The sequence below is a fragment of the Yersinia aldovae 670-83 genome (genome assembly GCF_000834395.1).
GTDB classification, from domain to species: domain Bacteria; phylum Pseudomonadota; class Gammaproteobacteria; order Enterobacterales; family Enterobacteriaceae; genus Yersinia; species Yersinia aldovae.
On sequence record NZ_CP009781.1, the window covers coordinates 2980238 to 2996809 of the forward strand.

Consider the following 16572-nt stretch of genomic DNA (forward strand, 5'->3'; position numbering starts at 1 on the left):
TGCCGAGGAAAAGCCTAACGCTGCCGTTGGACAGGGAACCCATGTTTGGCGGAGTGCATAATTAACATCAGGTTTATAAATAATTTCAGAATGATAAATAAGCTGTTGCCAATTCATGCTGGCCTCAGGAATTTATGATTCACAACATGACAGAAAAAACCGGTGCCGATAGTCTCCGCACCGGTTTTATGGGAATTAACGAGTGCCGTAAACGACGATCGTTTTACCGTGCGCGGAGATCAGGTTTTGATCTTCGAGCATTTTTAGTATCCGCCCCACAGTTTCGCGGGAGCAGCCAACTATTTGACCAATTTCCTGGCGGGTAATTTTAATCTGCATCCCATCTGGGTGGGTCATGGCATCAGGTTGTTTTGCCAGATTAAGCAGTGTTTGTGCAATGCGCCCCGTTACATCAAGGAAAGCGAGGTTACCCACTTTCTCAGACGTTATCTGTAAGCGATTCGCCATTTGTGAAGACAGGCGCATCAAGATATCTGGATTAACCTGAATCAATTGACGGAATTTTTTGTAAGAAATTTCAGCCACTTCACAGGCGGTTTTTGCTCTAACCCAGGCACTACGTTCTTGGCCTTCTTCAAATAATCCAAGCTCGCCGATGAAATCTCCCTGATTCAGATAGGAGAGAATCATCTCTTTACCTTCTTCATCTTTGATAAGCACCGCAACGGAGCCTTTCACGATGTAGTAAAGCGTTTCGGCCTTTTCACCTTGGTGAATTAGCGTACTTTTCGATGGATATTTGTGGATATGGCAATGAGACAGGAACCATTCGAGAGTCGGGTCTGTTTGTGGCTTGCCGAGAACCATTCGCTGTTATCCTCTGTTGTTATCGCTGCCTAACTTAACAGGGCTCAGAGTTCCCTGTACGGCGTGCTTATAAAATACACGTTCTTTATATCCGACAACTTAGAATCTATCGGGTATAGCATATTAATTTGCTCAACTGCCGAAAGGTATAGCCAAGATACGTACCGGATAGAAACCCTTCACTGAGTATTGGAAGCTACCCTATTTAATGCTAGAAGCATCACTTTCGATCCTGTTTGTAGCACAGGATGAGGCCAGTGTCTTGTGTTGTATCGCTTCAGCATGATGAACATCGGGTTACATTGCCAGTTTATAAATGAAAGGGTAGTCTGAAGCGGAAAATTTAACCGGGAGTATGCGTTATGCAGGCACGAGTAAAGTGGGTTGAGGGGCTGACATTTTTAGGTGAATCCGCATCTGGTCATCAGGTTTTGATGGATGGGAATGCGGGAGACAAAGCACCCAGTCCGATGGAAATGTTGTTGATGTCAGCCGGTGGCTGTAGTGCAATTGATGTCGTTTCTATCTTACAGAAAGGGCGTAACGATGTGCGCGATTGTGAGGTCAAATTAACCTCGGAGCGTCGGGAAGAAGCACCACGGTTGTTTACGCACATCAACTTGCATTTTATCGTCAGCGGTAAAGGCCTGACGGATAATATCGTTAAGCGTGCGGTTGAGCTTTCGGCTGAGAAGTATTGCTCGGTTTCTTTAATGCTGGGGAAGGCCGCAACCATTACCCACAGTTTTGAAATTCGTGACATCGCGTAAAAGTGCTGACCCATAACCTTGCTGAATAGGTTATGGGTTTATTCTTTAATCAGTTGCCTATCTTCTTACCTTCCAGTAGTTGCTGCACCAACGGCGCCATAATCAGCTCCATCGCCAGCCCCATCTTCCCGCCCGGCACGACCAATGTATTGATATTGGAGATAAATGAGCCTTGCAGCATCGCCAGCAAGTAAGGGAAATCGATTTGATCCAACCCACGAAAGTGAATAACAACAAAACTTTCATCCAGTGACGGAATAGCTTTGGCAGCAAAGGGGTTAGAGGTATCAACCGTCGGAACGCGTTGGAAGTTAATATGGGTGCGTGAGAACTGTGGCGTAATGTAGTTGATGTAATCATCCATCGACCGCACCACCGAATCCATCACCGCCTCACGGGAATGGCCGCGCTCTCCGGTATCGCGCACCAGTTTTTGAATCCACTCCAAATTGACTATCGGTACTACGCCAACCAATAAATCAACGTGCTTTGCGACATCATGATGTTCAGTGACAACACCGCCATGCAGCCCTTCGTAAAACAAAACATCGGTGGGCTGCGGCAGTGCCTCCCACGGAGTAAACGTGCCGGGGATCTGGTTGTAAGGCACGGCTTCATCATAGGTATGGAGATATTTACGTGAGCGCCCGGTGCCGCTTTTGCCGTACTCCTCCACACTCTGCTCCAACTGACCAAAGTCATTGGCTTCCGGGCCAAAATAGCTGATATGCCGGCCTTGATCCCGCGCCTTACGGATTGCGGCATCCATCTCCGGGCGGGTATAGCGATGGAAACTGTCCCCTTCAATCTGCGCCGCACTGATGTTTAACTGCTGAAAAATTTTGCGAAACGCCAGGCTGGTGGTGGTTGTCCCTGCGCCACTGGAGCCTGTAACGGCGATAACCGGATGTTTAGTTGACATAGTAGCTGTAACTCCGTGGGGTAAGATCCTCAAGGGCGGCGGTTGCCATTGGCGTTTTTTTGTCGCGAATGATTATTTTTAGGGCAAAGCGGCGGGCTTGTCATCTTGTTTCATTGTGGTTTTTATCGAATCAAGTAATGAAAAGACACAAATTACTGCTGCTCTTCAGCTCCGGCACGGAACGAACCCCGTGACATGATATTGATAGTTTCATGCAATTCTGACCACACTAATACCGCCTCGCCGCTGACTAACTGACGGCGCACATCGTCAACTTTTTGCGCCAGAGAGCGTTCATGTTCGCCGTAATCGGTGCCTTCACGTAATACGAACGCTTCGAGCAAATTATCCAAAGTTTCACTGTCGACTTGCTGCCAGGGCACTATCATTACTGTTGCTCCAAATAGGGGGAAAGCCAGGCTGGGATGCGTTGTTCCAACCACATTTGTGGATGTTTTAGCGAACCGCCGACAAAACCAACGTGGCCGCCGTGCTCGGTGAGTTGGTAATCAATATTGTCCGGTAACTCACTGAGATCCGGGATGACTTCAGTGGTCATAAACGGATCATCTTTAGCATGAATGATCAGCAGCGGAGTCCGAATTTGTGGTAATAACGGCAGTGCGCTGCAACGGCGATAGTAATCTACCGCATCATTGAAGCCATGTATTTTAGCAGTTATTACATCATCAAAATCTCTGATTCGCCGTAGTCTTTTTATCTGCAATAGTTCCAGCGGCAGGCTACCGGGGTAATGTAATAACTTGCGGGTGGCATTTAACTTCAGTTGGTTCAACAAATAGTGCTGATAGACGCGAGAGAAACCTTGTTCCATACGATTAGCACAAGGCTCAAGCATCAGTGGCGCAGAAACCACCACGGCTGCCTCTAATAAGCTCTTTTGCCCTTGCTCAGCCAACTGCCCTTGTTCAGCCAAATAGAGCGCCAGCATATTGCCGCCCAAAGAGACGCCAACCGCGGCGGTGGGAACCTGACCATAGGTTTGCCGCAACCAACGCAGAAAGAACCGGGCATCTTCTGTTTCACCCGAATGATAAATTCGTGATTTACGATTGGGTTCGCCACTGCATCCGCGAAAATGCATCACCACACCCAGCCACCCTTTGTCTTGCCAGGCGCGCAGCAAACCGTGGGCATAGGGGCTGTAAAAATTCCCTTCCAGCCCGTGGAATAGCACGACTCTGGGTTTATCCCGTGCCAGCTCGGGGTTTTCACTCCAGGCTAGATCGACAAAATCCCCATCGGGCAATTCCAGCCGTTGCCAAAAAGGTTGCAGTTGAACCCGCCGCCTGACCAGCCGTGGCAGCAGCGTTTGCAGATGTGGATTGCTGGCACCGGCCAGTGGACGAAATATTTCATGCATATGGTGAATGGAAATCATGTTGTTGCTCTTGTGTGATCAATAGCACACTGTTAGCTTCATGGGTATATCGCGCATCATTTTGGGTGAGAGGCACCCGTCTCATGGAACTGAGTTTATTTCTTTCAATGGTAGGTTTTCTCTGGGTTGCCGCTATCACCCCTGGCCCAAACAATATGCTGTTAACTTCAGCTGGGGCCAATTTTGGTTTTATGCGGTCTATCTGGTTGATGTTAGGCATTATGTTAGGCATGCAAAGCATGCTGCTGCTGGTGGCGTTTGGCGTCGGTGGCCTGATTCTGATCTACCCCTCCTTGCACTTAATTCTGAAAATCCTGGGTAGTCTTTATCTGCTATGGCTGGCATGGAAAATTGCCACTTCGGCCTATGAAAAATTAGAAACCAATGTTGTTCCACCAAAACCGCTGCGTTTGTATCAAGGGTGGTTATTGCAGTTCCTTAACCCAAAAGCCTGGTTGATGGGATTAGGTTCGGTGGCCAGTTTCAGTATGGCGGGGGCGGCTTACAATCACTCCATTGTTATGATAAGCCTTGGTATGTTTATGGTGAATCTGGTGGCCGGTATTATTTGGCTGGGTTTTGGTACTTTGATTGGCCGTTTGTTACGCAGCCGCCGCGCCTGGTTTACCTTTAATATCGCGATGGGCTTGCTGACGGCAGCCTGTGTGTTGCTGATTTGGCATTAACGATACTCGCCATCCTTCAAACTGCATGTGTGTTGGCTGCTTTCATTACTCGGCCCATTGATGGGCCTCGCCTCTTCGAGGCCGCTGCAAACCGCGTTCAAATCGGTTCCCGACCGATTTGTCACCCCAGTCATTTACTCAGTTGCTGCCTTCTTGCAACTCGAATGATTTAGATCATTACCACTGGAGCTAATTGATGGCTTATAACTATTTTCATGTTGACGCGTTTATTGGCGACGGTCTGTCCGGTAATCCTGCCGGGGTCTATTTGCTGAAAAAACCGCTCTCGGCTGAGCAAATGCAACGTATCGCCGCTGAGATTAATTTGCCGGAAACCAGCTTTGTCTGGGATGAGGGGGATAAATCAGCGATCCGCTGGTTTACACCAGATCGTGAAGTGGATTTATGCGGCCACGGTACTTTGGCGGCAGCCCATGTGATTTTCAGTATGGTTAACCCCGGTTTGCATGATATTCGCTTCCGCTCCGCCAGCGGCGATTTGTATGTAAAACGTGATGCGGAAAACTTTGGCCGCTTATCATTGGATTTCCCCTCTTTGCCACCGCAACAAATTGCGATTGATGCACAGCTCCAAGCCTTGATTGGCGTGAATATCCAGCAAGTATGGCAGGCTAAAGCCTTGCTGGTGGTGCTGGAGAGTGAGCAGCAGGTGCAGCAGTTACAGCCGGATATCGCCGCGCTAATTGCCTATACGGGCTGTGGTGTGATTGTCACGGCACCCGGTGATGTAGTGGATTTTGTCTCCCGTTACTTCACACTCGGCAGTAATGAAGACCCGGTGACGGGTTCTACTCATTGCAGCCTGATGCCCTATTGGGTGGCGCGGCTGGGCAGAGTCTCACTCCATGCCCGGCAGCTATCAGCACGCGGTGGCGAGTTATTCTGCACTTTAGCCGGTGATCGCACCTTAATCGCCGGTGATGCTCGCATTTTCATGAAAGGCCAAATAGACCTATAAGTTAGCGTTGTGGCTAACGCCTTCAGATGCTAATTATCACCAAAAGGAATAAAACGTATTTTTTATTCCTTTTTAACCCGCACTAAGCCCAATACTGAATTTGACGCGGCTTTCTGAGATAGTCGTGTTACCCAACCCGATACCAATACAGGCTATCTACTGTAGCGGCGCATTATATACAAAGCGACGATCCTTGGGGATAAACCGTTGTTCCGGCCCTCGTGGATTCAGGCGTTGATGGTGGATTGGCCAATAACGCGCGGGCTGCTGTTTCGACAGCATTCACCGGGATGTCTTCAACTTGTGGCCCAGCGTGTAACAAGGCATGGCGTACCAATGGATACCAGCGCAGGTATTTCTCTGGCCGGGATTCAAACAGTGCGACCACCGGTATTTGCAACGCTGAACTGATATGTATTGGTGAACTATCGGCGGAGATAACCAAATCCAGCAGACTCATAGCTGCCACGAATTCATTAACGCAGGGGGTGAGTAAGCAGCGGCCATTAAAACCCGCCAGTTGTTGTGCGCTGGGTGGGTCTGTCGGGTCATATAAAATCACCATTTCGGCCTGATCACTGAGCTTTTGCGCCAGTTGTTGCCACTTTTCATAGCACCAACGCCGTTGGGGGGATTTATTGGAAATGAATAAGCCAATGCGTGGCCGGTTTTGTTTGCCCAATTCCGCCCGCCATTTCGCCTGCAATTGCGTGTCAGGGTAAATGTGTAGTTTCACGGCCTCAATATCGACTTTCCCCAACTCTGGTATCAGCGCAAAGCCCGAGAGTGCCTCGTGGCGCATTGGCCGGTTGGCAACATGGCTTGGGTTGCGATCGTCGAATTCGCTTTCCGCAGTATGCCAGCGGCAATCCACCACATTAAGCTGTTTGGCAAATTGAATGCTATTCTTGCTGATACCACCGTTAGGAATTAGTAGCAGATCAAAACGTAGTCGCCGCAAGCGCCGAATGAGCGCCAGACGATGTAACAGCGCCGTCAGTCTGCCTGACTGTTGGTTCCGCTCACATTGTTTGCTGTACACATAGGTGTGAACAGCGCTGACCGCAGGGTTGTGGGCCAGCACTGCCTGATTGTATTTATTCGCTAATACGTGAATCTCTGCTGATGGCCAACGTTGCTTTAGTGCATGTAATAACCCTGTGGTACAGACCATATCGCCAAGGAAATCAATCCGGATCACCAAAATGCGCTGCATTTATGCTTATTCCTACGAAAATTCTTATTGCCTTATTAGACATTAAAATCTTCTAAGCATTCACTGGAGTAAGTATAAATTTACCATCCATTTCTTTCACTTATGATTTTGTTGCGCTAAACGTGCCAAAATCACGGAACAACGTAATGCCCGCCAAAACTCATGGATATTACCCGCCCCCTGAAACAGAGCCGAGGGTAAACTGAGTTCTCGAAACTTAATGGCTAGTGCCGTGCGCTCTGGCGAAGGGGGCAATCTTTTGCGCATTAACCCTAAGAAGTGGCCGCTCTCCTGATTAGCATGACGTAGCAATGCACGGCGCAATGGTGGCTCCTGCGTGGCTGAGAGGCTGACTAACGCATTGATAATAATAATATAGCTATTGGCGCGGGCTAATAAGGCTTGGGTTGATGGCGAGTGGGTGATTGATTGTGGGTTAGTACGATAGCCATAGAATGGGGTATCACAGAAACCGATACGTTGGGTGACCAGAGCCAGATGGGTAGTCCACAGAATATCTTCATGTAGCATTCCGGGGATGAATGCCAACTGGTAAGTGTTGATCAGTTCGCGGCGAATTAATTGCAACCATGCGTAATGTGGCCACTCATTATGCTCAACACTACGGATAATCCATTGCTGACCGCTAAGTATCTCGCCCCACGATTGTTTACGCAACAACGGGCGCTCAGGGGGTAAATCGGGGTTAGTGGTAAATGTAAAACCATTACCTATTAGTAAATCCAATTGCTGCTGATTGGCCTGTTGCAACCAGGTTGATAAGGTATGTGGAGCTAGCCAGTCGTCACCGTCAGCAAATGCAATCCAGCGTGCGGTGGCCCGGCGTATACCCGCATTACGGGCAGCGGAAAGCCCTTGATTGGGTTGATTAATGATGACCAGCCGCGAGTCACGACGTGCCGCGTCTTCTAAAACCGCCAGACTGTTATCGGTCGAACCATCATTGACGGCGATAATCTCCAACGACACACCCGTCTGTTCGTACAATGAATCAAATAACGGTGCGAGGTAAGTGCCGCAATTAAATACCGGCACTACCACGCTAATATCCTTATTACACATGACCTTAATTGTCCTTAATAAAGGTATTTTCCAAACAGCGGATTACCCCGCTTCAAATATCTTGGTGAGATTCTCCAACTGCTCTTGGGCATCCAACCACTGCATTTCAGTCTCTTCCAACCTGGATTTCACTTGCGTCTGCTGCTGTAAACAGTGGGTTAAATCTGCCTTGCGAGCAATATCATACAGGGCAGAATCAGCCAGTTGCTCTTCGATAGCGGCCAGTTCGGCACCGAGCTTATCCATCTGCTTTTCCAGCGTCATAACCTGCTTACGCAGTGGTTGTGTCTGGGTTCGGAACTCGGCATCGCGGCGTTTTTGATCTTTGCGCTGCTGGGCACTGTTGCCTGACAACTCTTTTGCCGGATTGTCCTGCTGGCTTTGCTGGCGCTGTGCATCCACCAAAAACTGCTGATAATCTTCCAGATCGCCGTCGAACTGTTCGACTTTGCCATCATGCACCAGATAGAGGTCATCGGTGGTAGAACGCAATAAATGACGGTCATGGGAAACCACCACCAGCGCGCCTTCAAAATCAATTAACGCTTCGGTCAGTGCCTGGCGCATATCCAGATCAAGGTGGTTGGTTGGCTCATCAAGCAGCAACAGGTTAGGGCGCTGCCAGATAATCAGTGCTAGCACCAGGCGCGCTTTTTCACCGCCGGAGAAGCGGGCGGTAGGGTCGGTCACCTGATCGCCCTGAAAACCGTAACCGCCCAGGTAGTCACGCAGTTGTTGCTCTGACTCCTTCGGTGCCAGACGGCTCATATGCTGCAGTGGCGATTCATCAGCTCTTAAGAATTCAAGCTGATGCTGGGCGAAGTAACCCAGTTTAATCCCTTTGGACAAACCAATTTCGCCGCTTTGTGGCTCTAATGTACCAGCCAACAGCTTGATAAGCGTGGATTTACCTGCGCCGTTACGCCCTAACAGGCCGATGCGCGAACCGGGTACCAGATTGAGTTTAATGGACTGCAAAATAGTGCGATCGCCGTAACCGGCGCTCACTTTCTCCATGCGCAGCAGGGGGTCAGGCAGGCTTTCCGGTGTACGGAAGCTGAAGTGGAATGGATTATCCACATGGGCAGGGGCAATCAGCTCCATCCGTTCCAGCATTTTGATGCGGCTCTGGGCCTGTTTAGCTTTGGTTGCTTGCGCGCGGAAACGGTCAATATAGCTTTGCAGATGCGCGACTTTCTCTTGTTGATGCTGATACATTGATTGTTGCTGTGACAGCTTGGTGGCGCGCTGACGTTCGAAGGATGAATAGTTACCGGTATATTCATTCAGCGTCTGCTGTTCAATATGCAGAATCTTATCAATAATAGGATCAAGGAAATCGCGGTCATGAGAAATTAATACTAACGTGCCAGAATAGCTTTTCAGCCATTTCTCCAGCCAGATTACCGCGTCCAAATCCAAGTGGTTGGTCGGTTCATCCAGCAGCAGCAAATCAGAGCGGCACACCAGCGCTTGGGCCAGATTAAGGCGCATCCGCCAGCCACCGGAGAAGGAGCGCACCGGCTGTTGCAATTGATCTTGAGAAAAACCCAGCCCGTGAAGCAAACTGGCGGCACGGGAATGAATGGTCCAGGCGTGGATGGCATCCAGCTTACCGTGTACGGTTGCGATGGCGTGACCATCATTTTTTTCATTGGCGGCCTGTAGTTCAGCCTCTAACTGGCGATATTCGCGATCTCCGTCGATAACATACTCTATCGCCGGAATATCCAGGGCCGGGGTTTCCTGATTAACCCAAGCCAATGCCCAGTTACTGGGGAAGGTGGCATTGCCGCCATCGGCGCTCAGTTCGCCTTTGAGCAACGCCAGCAGCGTGGATTTACCACAACCGTTTTTGCCGACCAGCCCGACCTTTTGACCGGGGTTAATCGTTGCTGTCGCGTTGTCCAGCAAGACACGGGTACCACGTCGAATTTGAAGTGAAGAAAAAACAATCATAGAGTGCCGTATGTTTAGAGTATGTTAAATTGTTATCCCCCTCGTACTTGAAATTGCAGGGGGTTAGCTGCGTTCAGCCAACCGAATCACTGACTTGAAGCAGTTCATTCGGATGCGTTCGCTTGCCGCTTACCTGCAACCCCAGTTACTTTGGGTATAAATTTTAGTCTTTTTGGTCTTTGCGGAGCATGGTAACGGAAAAACCGGACCCTGACGACGCTTTGGAGGGGAATGATGTCGCAGCCACCAAAGGTTTTGCTGCTGTATGCCCATCCGGAATCACAGGACTCGGTGGCTAATCGGGTTTTACTGCAACCGGTGCAGCAATTAGAACATGTCACTGTGCACGATCTTTATGCACATTATCCGGATTTCTTTATTGATATTCATCATGAGCAGAAATTGCTGCGTGAGCATCAAATTATTGTATTTCAACATCCTTTATACACTTATAGCTGCCCGGCCCTATTAAAGGAATGGTTGGACAGGGTATTGGCGCGTGGGTTTGCCAATGGTGTAGGTGGTCATGCATTGACCGGTAAATATTGGCGCTCGGTGATTACCACGGGTGAGCCGGAAGGAGCATATCGGGTGGGGGGATATAACCGTTATCCAATGGAAGATATTCTGCGCCCATTTGAATTGACGGCAGCAATGTGTCATATGCATTGGTTGAACCCGATGATTATTTACTGGGCGCGGCGTCAAAAGCCCGAAGTCTTAGCCAGCCATGCACAAGCTTATGCGCAGTGGTTGCAGTCACCACTGCCTACCGGAGGGCACTGAATATGGAAGGTTCGGCGCTACTGACCGCCATTATGTTATTCCTGTTCGCCGCTGTGGTGGCCGTTCCTATCGCCCAGCGCTTGGGTATTGGTGCGGTGTTGGGCTACCTGATAGCCGGTATCGCCATCGGCCCGTGGGGATTGGGTTTTATCCGTGACGTCGATGAAATCCTCCATTTTTCTGAGCTGGGTGTGGTCTTCCTGATGTTTATCATTGGGTTGGAATTAAATCCAGCCAAGCTCTGGCAGTTGCGGCGCTCTATTTTTGGCGTTGGTGCTGGCCAGGTGGTGATAACGGCGGCAGTGTTGGGCGCATTGCTCTATTTCACCCAATTTGCCTGGCAGGCGGCGGTTATTGGCGGTATCGGGTTGGCGATGTCTTCAACCGCAATGGCGCTGCAACTGATGCGCGAAAAAGGCATGAACCGCAACGAGGGTGGGCAGCTCGGTTTCTCGGTTTTACTCTTTCAGGATATGGCGGTTATCCCGGCGTTGGCCCTAATCCCGATTCTGGCTGGCGGCGGTGGTGGTGCTAACGACTGGGCCAGGATTGGTCTGAAAGTTGCTGCTTTTGCCGGTATGTTAATTGGTGGCCGTTACCTGCTACGCCCACTGTTCCGCTATATCGTCGCCTCTGGCGTGCGGGAGGTTTTTACTGCGGCGGCCTTGCTGGTGGTCTTGGGGTCTGCCCTGTTTATGGATGCGCTGGGTCTATCTATGGCGCTGGGGACATTTATCGCAGGAATATTACTGGCTGAAAGTGAATTCCAGCACGAACTGGAGATTGCCATTGAGCCGTTTAAAGGGTTGCTGCTTGGGTTATTCTTTATTTCGGTTGGAATGGCGCTGAATATCGGTGTGTTGTTCACGCATCTGTTGGATGTGTTGTTAGGCGTTTTGGCGCTGGTCTTTATCAAAAGCACCGTGTTGTATGGCCTGGCGCGAATATTTGGTTTGCGCCGTTCAGTACGGCTACAATTTGCCGGGGTGCTCAGTCAAGGCGGTGAGTTTGCCTTCGTGCTGTTTTCAGCCGCGTTCTCTCAACATGTTTTAAATGCTGAACAACTGGCGTTATTGCTGGTAGTTGTGACATTGTCGATGATGACCACACCGCTGCTGATGCAGGTGATTGACCGCATTTTAGTGCGCCGCTACAACGCGCAAGAAGAGAGCGATGAGAAGCCTTTTGTGGAAGATAATGATCCGCAGGTAATTATTGTAGGCTTTGGGCGCTTTGGTCAGGTGATTGGCCGCTTGCTGATGGCGAATAAAATGCGCATTACCGTGCTGGAGCGTGATGTCAGCGCCGTTAGCGTGATGCGTAAATACGGTTACAAAGTATATTACGGTGACGCCACCGAATTGGAGTTACTACGAGCGGCGGGGGCAGAAAAAGCCAAAGCCATCGTTATCACCTGTAATGAGCCAGAAGACACCATGACGTTGGTGCATCTGTGCCAGCAGCATTTCCCTAATTTGCACATTCTGGCCCGTGCCAGAGGGCGTGTGGAGGCGCATGAGTTGCTGCAAAGCGGCGTTAAAGATTTCACCCGTGAAACCTTTTCCAGTGCACTGGAGTTAGGGCGCAAGACGCTGTTGGAATTGGGTATGCATCCACATCAGGCTTATCGGGCACAACAGCATTTCCGCCGTCTCGATATGCGGATGCTGCGCGAATTGATGCCACAGCATCATGGCGATGTGGCACAAATATCCAGAGTTAAAGAAGCCCGCCGCGAGCTGGAAGATATTTTCCAACGAGAAATGCTGCATGAAAGTCGGCAATTAGATGGGTGGGATGAATACGAATAATGTCGGAGAAAACGATGACAATGACGCCAAATAACCAGGCAAAGACACGTAAAAGGTTTATCGCCGGAGCCGTCTGTCCGCAATGCAAGGCATTGGATACACTGGCATTATGGCGTGAAGATCAAGTGGAAGTGGTGGAGTGTGTCAAGTGCGGTCACCATCAGCGACAGACGGATGAACAGGTCAATCAACACGTCCGCCCGCATGAACAAGTGATCGGTATTTTCCATCCAGAGTAGCGTTATCTTCCGCGATTTTTTATGCTGAAGGGTACAGCGGCGCAGATTTCCGCTACAATCTGTGCCAATTTTTGTTCCAAGGGTAGGAGATATCATGAAAGTAGCAAAAGACTTGGTGGTCAGCCTGGCTTACCAGGTGCGTACAGAAGACGGTGTTTTAGTTGATGAGTCTCCGGTGAGTGCGCCGTTGGACTACCTGCACGGACACGGTTCCCTGATCGCTGGTTTGGAAAAAGCACTCGAAGGTCATGAAGCTGGTGACAGCTTTGACGTGCGTGTGAATGCAGACGACGGCTACGGCAGCTATGATGAAAATCTGGTGCAGCGCGTACCGAAAGATGTCTTCATGGGTGTTGACGAGCTGGAAGTGGGTATGCGTTTCCTGGCTGATACCGATCAAGGCCCAGTGCCGGTCGAAATCACAGCGGTTGAAGACGAGCACGTCGTGGTTGATGGTAACCACATGCTGGCGGGTCAGGATCTGAACTTCCACGTTGATGTTGTTGCTATCCGTGAAGCAACAGAAGAAGAGCTGCAACATGGCCACGTACATGGCGAGCATGACCATCACCACGAACACGGTGACGGTTGCTGCGGTGGCCACGGCCATGATGAGAGTGAGCACGATCACGACCATGAGCACGGCAAAGGTGGTTGTGGTAAAGGCGGCTGTGGCTGTCACTAAAATCTGACTTGTTACTCAATTTGATATGGTCAGTCAAAAGCCAGCCTTGCGGCTGGCTTTTTGCTATCTACACCACAGGTTTTGACTGTTAGCGCTAATAGTGCGGCGGCGGTGTTTCATCTGCGGGTGAGGCCATCATGGACGACTGTGACTCTCGCAGTTTATCAGTCAGTAAACGCAGATGCTCTCGCAGTTTGGTCATTTCCATCTGATGCTCGGTCACGATCAAATTGAGTTCTTCAATCGTCACTTCCTGAAATGCCAAACGGCTTTCCAGCATTTCGAGGCGTTGCTCAAACAGGGACGGTTCCATCATATTTCCTCTCATGACTGCACCCGATGCAGCTATACATGGCCTAAATACAAGCGGCGTCACGGCAAGCCACACCTTCAGGGCATTTTCGGTTTTATGGCCAAATGACTCAATGGCAGGGCAGGCTTGATTCTACCTGTAAAACCCTGCGATTACCCTTTAAGGGTCAAGATATCTATAAAAACGAAACTTATTGTAGTAAAAAAAGTCCTAATATCACTTAATAGCATGAGTATTGAGATTGTTTTGTGTTCGCACAGACAGCTATAGTACTAGTTACTCTTATAATCGTTGCTTGGGGTAAGACTCCTTGAGCCAATGGAGAAATGGATGAAATCACTGTTTAAAGTAACGCTACTGGCTACCACCGTGGCGCTAACCCTGAATACCTCTGTTGTTTTCGCTGCTGAAGCAGCAAAAACGGCAACTGCGCCAGCAACGACCAATAGCGCATTTAAGAATGATGACCAGCAGTCAGCTTATGCATTAGGCGCATCTTTGGGTCGCTATATGGATAACTCACTGAAAGAGCAGGAGAAATTGGGCATCAAGCTGGATAAAGATCAGCTAATCTCCGGTGTTCAGGATGCGTTTGCCAACAAAAGCAAACTGACTGACGAAGAAATTGAAAAAACCTTACAAGGTTTTGAAACGCGCGTAAAAGCTTCTGCTCAGGCCAAAATGGAGCAGGATTCTAAAGAAAATGCCGATAAAGGCTCTAAATATCGCGAAGATTTTGCCAAACAGAAAGATGTGAAGAAAACCGCATCTGGCCTGCTGTACAAGGTTGAGAAAGCCGGTACAGGTGATACACCAAAAGACAGCGACACTGTGGTGGTTAACTACAAGGGAACGCTGACTGATGGTACTGAGTTTGATAACTCTTACAAACGCGGTGAGCCACTGTCATTCCGCCTGGATGGTGTTATCCCTGGCTGGACTGAGGGCCTGAAGCAAATCAAGAAAGGCGGCAAAATCACGCTGGTTATCCCGCCAGAGCTGGCTTACGGCAAAACGGGCGTCCCGGGCATCCCTGCTAACTCTACTCTGGTATTCGATGTAGAGCTGTTGGATGTTAAAGCCGCGCCTAAAGCTGATGCTCCAGAAGAACAACCTGCTGCTGCGGATACAAAAGCTAAGAAGTAATTCAGCTTAGTTAAACGTTTTTCTCAAATAACCGCTGCGATAATTGTCGTGGCGGTTTTTTTTTGCGGTATATCAATTTGCACTTCTGCTCGTTGATAACTTGACGGTTTATAGCTTGTGGGCTTAACGTCAATACCACATGCAAACGCAAGGATTTTATCTCAGCATATTTGCTAGACTTAAAATCTAAGATATTGAGTTACGAGTCTGCCAACGATATTGAGACAGGCTTTACGTAGAGGATGGTGTCTTCGATGTCTAATTCGCTTCTCAGCAGCGAAACCAGTGAACTGGATTTACTGGATGAACGTCCGTTTAGTCAGACGGATCATGAAATACTCAAATCATATGAAGCGGTGGTTGATGGCTTAGCGATGCTTATTGGTGGCCACTGTGAAATTGTGCTGCATTCATTGGAAGACCTGAAAAGCTCTGCGGTTAGAATTGCTAATGGCGAACATACCGGGCGGCAGATTGGTTCGCCGATAACTGATCTGGCTCTGCGGATGCTGCATGATATGGCGGGTGCGGATAGCAGTGTTTCCAGAGCCTACTTCACCCGCGCCAAAAGTGGCGTGCTGATGAAATCGGTCACTATCGCTATCCGTAATCGTGATCAGCGGGTGATTGGTTTACTTTGTATCAACATGAATCTGGATGTACCTTTCTCGCAAATCATTCAGACGTTTATGCCGCCCGAAACGCAGGAAGTTGCTTCCTCGGTCAATTTTGCCTCATCGGTTGATGATTTGGTGGCGCAAACATTGGAATTCACCATCGAAGAGGTTAACGCGGATCGCAACGTTTCTAACAATGCGAAGAACCGTCAGGTTGTGCTCAATCTTTATGAGAAAGGTATTTTTGATATCAAAGACGCTATTAACCAGGTTGCTGAACGTCTCAATATCTCTAAGCACACAGTTTATCTCTACATTCGCCAATTCAAAAGTGGCGACCTCGTGGGGCATGAGCGTTAATGTCTGGGGTGAAAAGATATTGTCTGATGGTCACCGGGCCGGCCTATGGCACCCAGCAGGCCAGCAGTGCCTATCAGTTTGCACAAGCGCTGGTAAACTCAGGTCACAATTTGGTTAGTGTTTTTTTCTATCGCGAAGGCGTTTTGAATGCTAACCAATTAACCGCGCCAGCCAGCGATGAATACGATTTGGTGCGGGCATGGCAGCAATTGGCGTTAGGACATGCGGTTGAGCTGAATGTCTGTGTGGCGGCGGCATTGCGCCGTGGTGTAACTAACCAACATGAAGCTGAACAACTCAATTTGGTGGCCGCAAATCTACAACCCGGTTTTACGTTAAGTGGGCTGGGTACGCTGGCAGAAGCAGCACTGACCTGTGATCGCATGGTGCAATTTTAATGAAAATGAAACGTATCGCTTTTATTTTCACCCAAGGCCCACACGGTAATTCCGCAGGGCGCGAAGGGTTGGATGCTTTGCTGGCCACTTCTGCACTGAGTGAAGATATCGGGGTATTCTTCATCTCAGATGGTGTCTTGCAGTTGCTACCTCAACAGCAACCGGAAAGAATTCTTGCCAGAAACTATATTGCAACTTTCGGTGTCTTACCGCTGTACGATGTCGAAAATTGTTATATTTGCGCAGCATCAATACAGCAGCGCGGGCTAAGTGAAGTCACCGATTGGGTTGTTAAAGTCGTGGCGCTATCTCCGGCAGATTTACGCTACCATATGGCAAATTATGATGTGGTGTTAACTTTTTAATGAGGTT

Annotated in this window: 19 protein-coding genes and 1 pseudogene; 11 read left to right on the forward strand and 9 right to left on the reverse strand. The window is 49.3% G+C overall.

Annotation, left to right across the window (positions count from 1 at the left end; all coding sequences use genetic code 11):
• Positions 1 to 12: 12 nt before the first annotated feature.
• A pseudogene (locus tag AT01_RS22600) lies at positions 13 to 117 on the reverse strand (hypothetical protein); the annotation flags it as partial.
• Between the two features lie 78 nt (positions 118 to 195).
• Positions 196 to 828, reverse strand: coding sequence for a cAMP-activated global transcriptional regulator CRP (crp, locus tag AT01_RS13400; RefSeq protein ID WP_002212297.1), 633 nt, complete (start codon positions 826 to 828; stop codon positions 196 to 198).
• Positions 829 to 1190: 362 nt separating this feature from the next.
• On the opposite strand from crp, the gene AT01_RS13405 reads away from it, so the two are divergent.
• On the forward strand, positions 1191 to 1598 hold the full coding sequence (locus AT01_RS13405) for an OsmC family protein (protein ID WP_042547509.1): 408 nt from the start codon (positions 1191 to 1193) through the stop codon (positions 1596 to 1598).
• A gap of 49 nt (positions 1599 to 1647) precedes the next feature.
• Here the strand turns inward: AT01_RS13405 and AT01_RS13410 are convergent, their stop codons facing one another.
• The 3 genes from AT01_RS13410 to AT01_RS13420 form a co-directional block, all read right to left on the reverse strand.
• A complete protein-coding gene (locus tag AT01_RS13410; protein ID WP_042547510.1) occupies positions 1648 to 2520 on the reverse strand; it encodes a phosphoribulokinase in 873 nt (290 codons plus the stop codon).
• A gap of 152 nt (positions 2521 to 2672) precedes the next feature.
• Positions 2673 to 2909 (reverse strand): YheU family protein, encoded by a 237-nt coding sequence (locus AT01_RS13415; RefSeq protein ID WP_042547511.1) that lies wholly within the window; start codon positions 2907 to 2909, stop codon positions 2673 to 2675.
• On the reverse strand, positions 2909 to 3904 hold the full coding sequence (locus tag AT01_RS13420; protein ID WP_042548621.1) for a hydrolase: 996 nt from the start codon (positions 3902 to 3904) through the stop codon (positions 2909 to 2911). Before AT01_RS13420 ends, AT01_RS13415 begins: the two co-directional genes overlap by 1 nt.
• Before the next feature lie 101 nt (positions 3905 to 4005).
• On the opposite strand from AT01_RS13420, the gene AT01_RS13425 reads away from it, so the two are divergent.
• Positions 4006 to 4608, forward strand: a complete 603-nt coding sequence (locus AT01_RS13425; protein ID WP_042547512.1) for a LysE family translocator — start codon at positions 4006 to 4008, stop codon at positions 4606 to 4608.
• A gap of 196 nt (positions 4609 to 4804) precedes the next feature.
• A complete protein-coding gene (locus tag AT01_RS13430) occupies positions 4805 to 5587 on the forward strand; it encodes a PhzF family phenazine biosynthesis protein (RefSeq protein ID WP_042547513.1) in 783 nt (260 codons plus the stop codon).
• A 172-nt stretch (positions 5588 to 5759) separates the two neighbouring features.
• On the opposite strand, the gene AT01_RS13435 is transcribed toward AT01_RS13430, so the two are convergent.
• From AT01_RS13435 to AT01_RS13445, 3 genes are all read right to left on the reverse strand, one after another.
• Complete coding sequence (locus tag AT01_RS13435; RefSeq protein ID WP_042547514.1) at positions 5760 to 6803, reverse strand: glycosyltransferase family 9 protein; 1044 nt, start codon at positions 6801 to 6803, stop codon at positions 5760 to 5762.
• A 96-nt stretch (positions 6804 to 6899) separates the two neighbouring features.
• The gene (locus tag AT01_RS13440) at positions 6900 to 7886 is read right to left on the reverse strand and encodes a glycosyltransferase (protein ID WP_042547515.1); all 987 of its coding nucleotides are present in this window, start codon (positions 7884 to 7886) and stop codon (positions 6900 to 6902) included.
• A gap of 42 nt (positions 7887 to 7928) precedes the next feature.
• On the reverse strand, positions 7929 to 9845 hold the full coding sequence (locus AT01_RS13445) for an ABC transporter ATP-binding protein (RefSeq protein WP_004702286.1): 1917 nt from the start codon (positions 9843 to 9845) through the stop codon (positions 7929 to 7931).
• 234 nt (positions 9846 to 10079) lie between these two features.
• Between AT01_RS13445 and kefG the strand changes: the two genes are divergently transcribed.
• The 4 genes from kefG (at position 10080) to slyD (ending at position 13366) form a co-directional block, all read left to right on the forward strand.
• On the forward strand, positions 10080 to 10631 hold the full coding sequence (gene kefG, locus AT01_RS13450; protein WP_042547516.1) for a glutathione-regulated potassium-efflux system ancillary protein KefG: 552 nt from the start codon (positions 10080 to 10082) through the stop codon (positions 10629 to 10631).
• Between the two features lie 2 nt (positions 10632 to 10633).
• A complete protein-coding gene (gene kefB, locus AT01_RS13455; RefSeq protein WP_042547517.1) occupies positions 10634 to 12442 on the forward strand; it encodes a glutathione-regulated potassium-efflux system protein KefB in 1809 nt (602 codons plus the stop codon).
• 20 nt (positions 12443 to 12462) lie between these two features.
• Positions 12463 to 12681, forward strand: a complete 219-nt coding sequence (locus AT01_RS13460; protein WP_407703555.1) for a YheV family putative zinc ribbon protein — start codon at positions 12463 to 12465, stop codon at positions 12679 to 12681.
• A gap of 94 nt (positions 12682 to 12775) precedes the next feature.
• Positions 12776 to 13366: a peptidylprolyl isomerase gene (slyD, locus tag AT01_RS13465; protein WP_004702293.1), complete on the forward strand. Its 591-nt coding sequence runs from the start codon at positions 12776 to 12778 to the stop codon at positions 13364 to 13366.
• A gap of 94 nt (positions 13367 to 13460) precedes the next feature.
• Here the strand turns inward: slyD and AT01_RS13470 are convergent, their stop codons facing one another.
• Positions 13461 to 13679 carry a protein SlyX gene (locus tag AT01_RS13470; RefSeq protein WP_004702296.1) on the reverse strand — a complete coding sequence of 73 codons (219 nt, stop codon included), beginning with the start codon at positions 13677 to 13679 and terminating at the stop codon, positions 13461 to 13463.
• A gap of 330 nt (positions 13680 to 14009) precedes the next feature.
• Between AT01_RS13470 and fkpA the strand changes: the two genes are divergently transcribed.
• The 4 genes from fkpA (at position 14010) to tusC (ending at position 16565) form a co-directional block, all read left to right on the forward strand.
• A complete protein-coding gene (gene fkpA / locus AT01_RS13475; RefSeq protein ID WP_042547519.1) occupies positions 14010 to 14825 on the forward strand; it encodes an FKBP-type peptidyl-prolyl cis-trans isomerase in 816 nt (271 codons plus the stop codon).
• A 254-nt stretch (positions 14826 to 15079) separates the two neighbouring features.
• Positions 15080 to 15802 (forward strand): helix-turn-helix transcriptional regulator, encoded by a 723-nt coding sequence (locus AT01_RS13480; protein WP_004702300.1) that lies wholly within the window; start codon positions 15080 to 15082, stop codon positions 15800 to 15802.
• On the forward strand, positions 15802 to 16200 hold the full coding sequence (gene tusD / locus AT01_RS13485) for a sulfurtransferase complex subunit TusD (RefSeq protein WP_042547520.1): 399 nt from the start codon (positions 15802 to 15804) through the stop codon (positions 16198 to 16200). Before AT01_RS13480 ends, tusD begins: the two co-directional genes overlap by 1 nt.
• A complete protein-coding gene (gene tusC, locus AT01_RS13490) occupies positions 16200 to 16565 on the forward strand; it encodes a sulfurtransferase complex subunit TusC (protein ID WP_082039608.1) in 366 nt (121 codons plus the stop codon). Before tusD ends, tusC begins: the two co-directional genes overlap by 1 nt.
• Positions 16566 to 16572 lie beyond the last annotated feature (7 nt).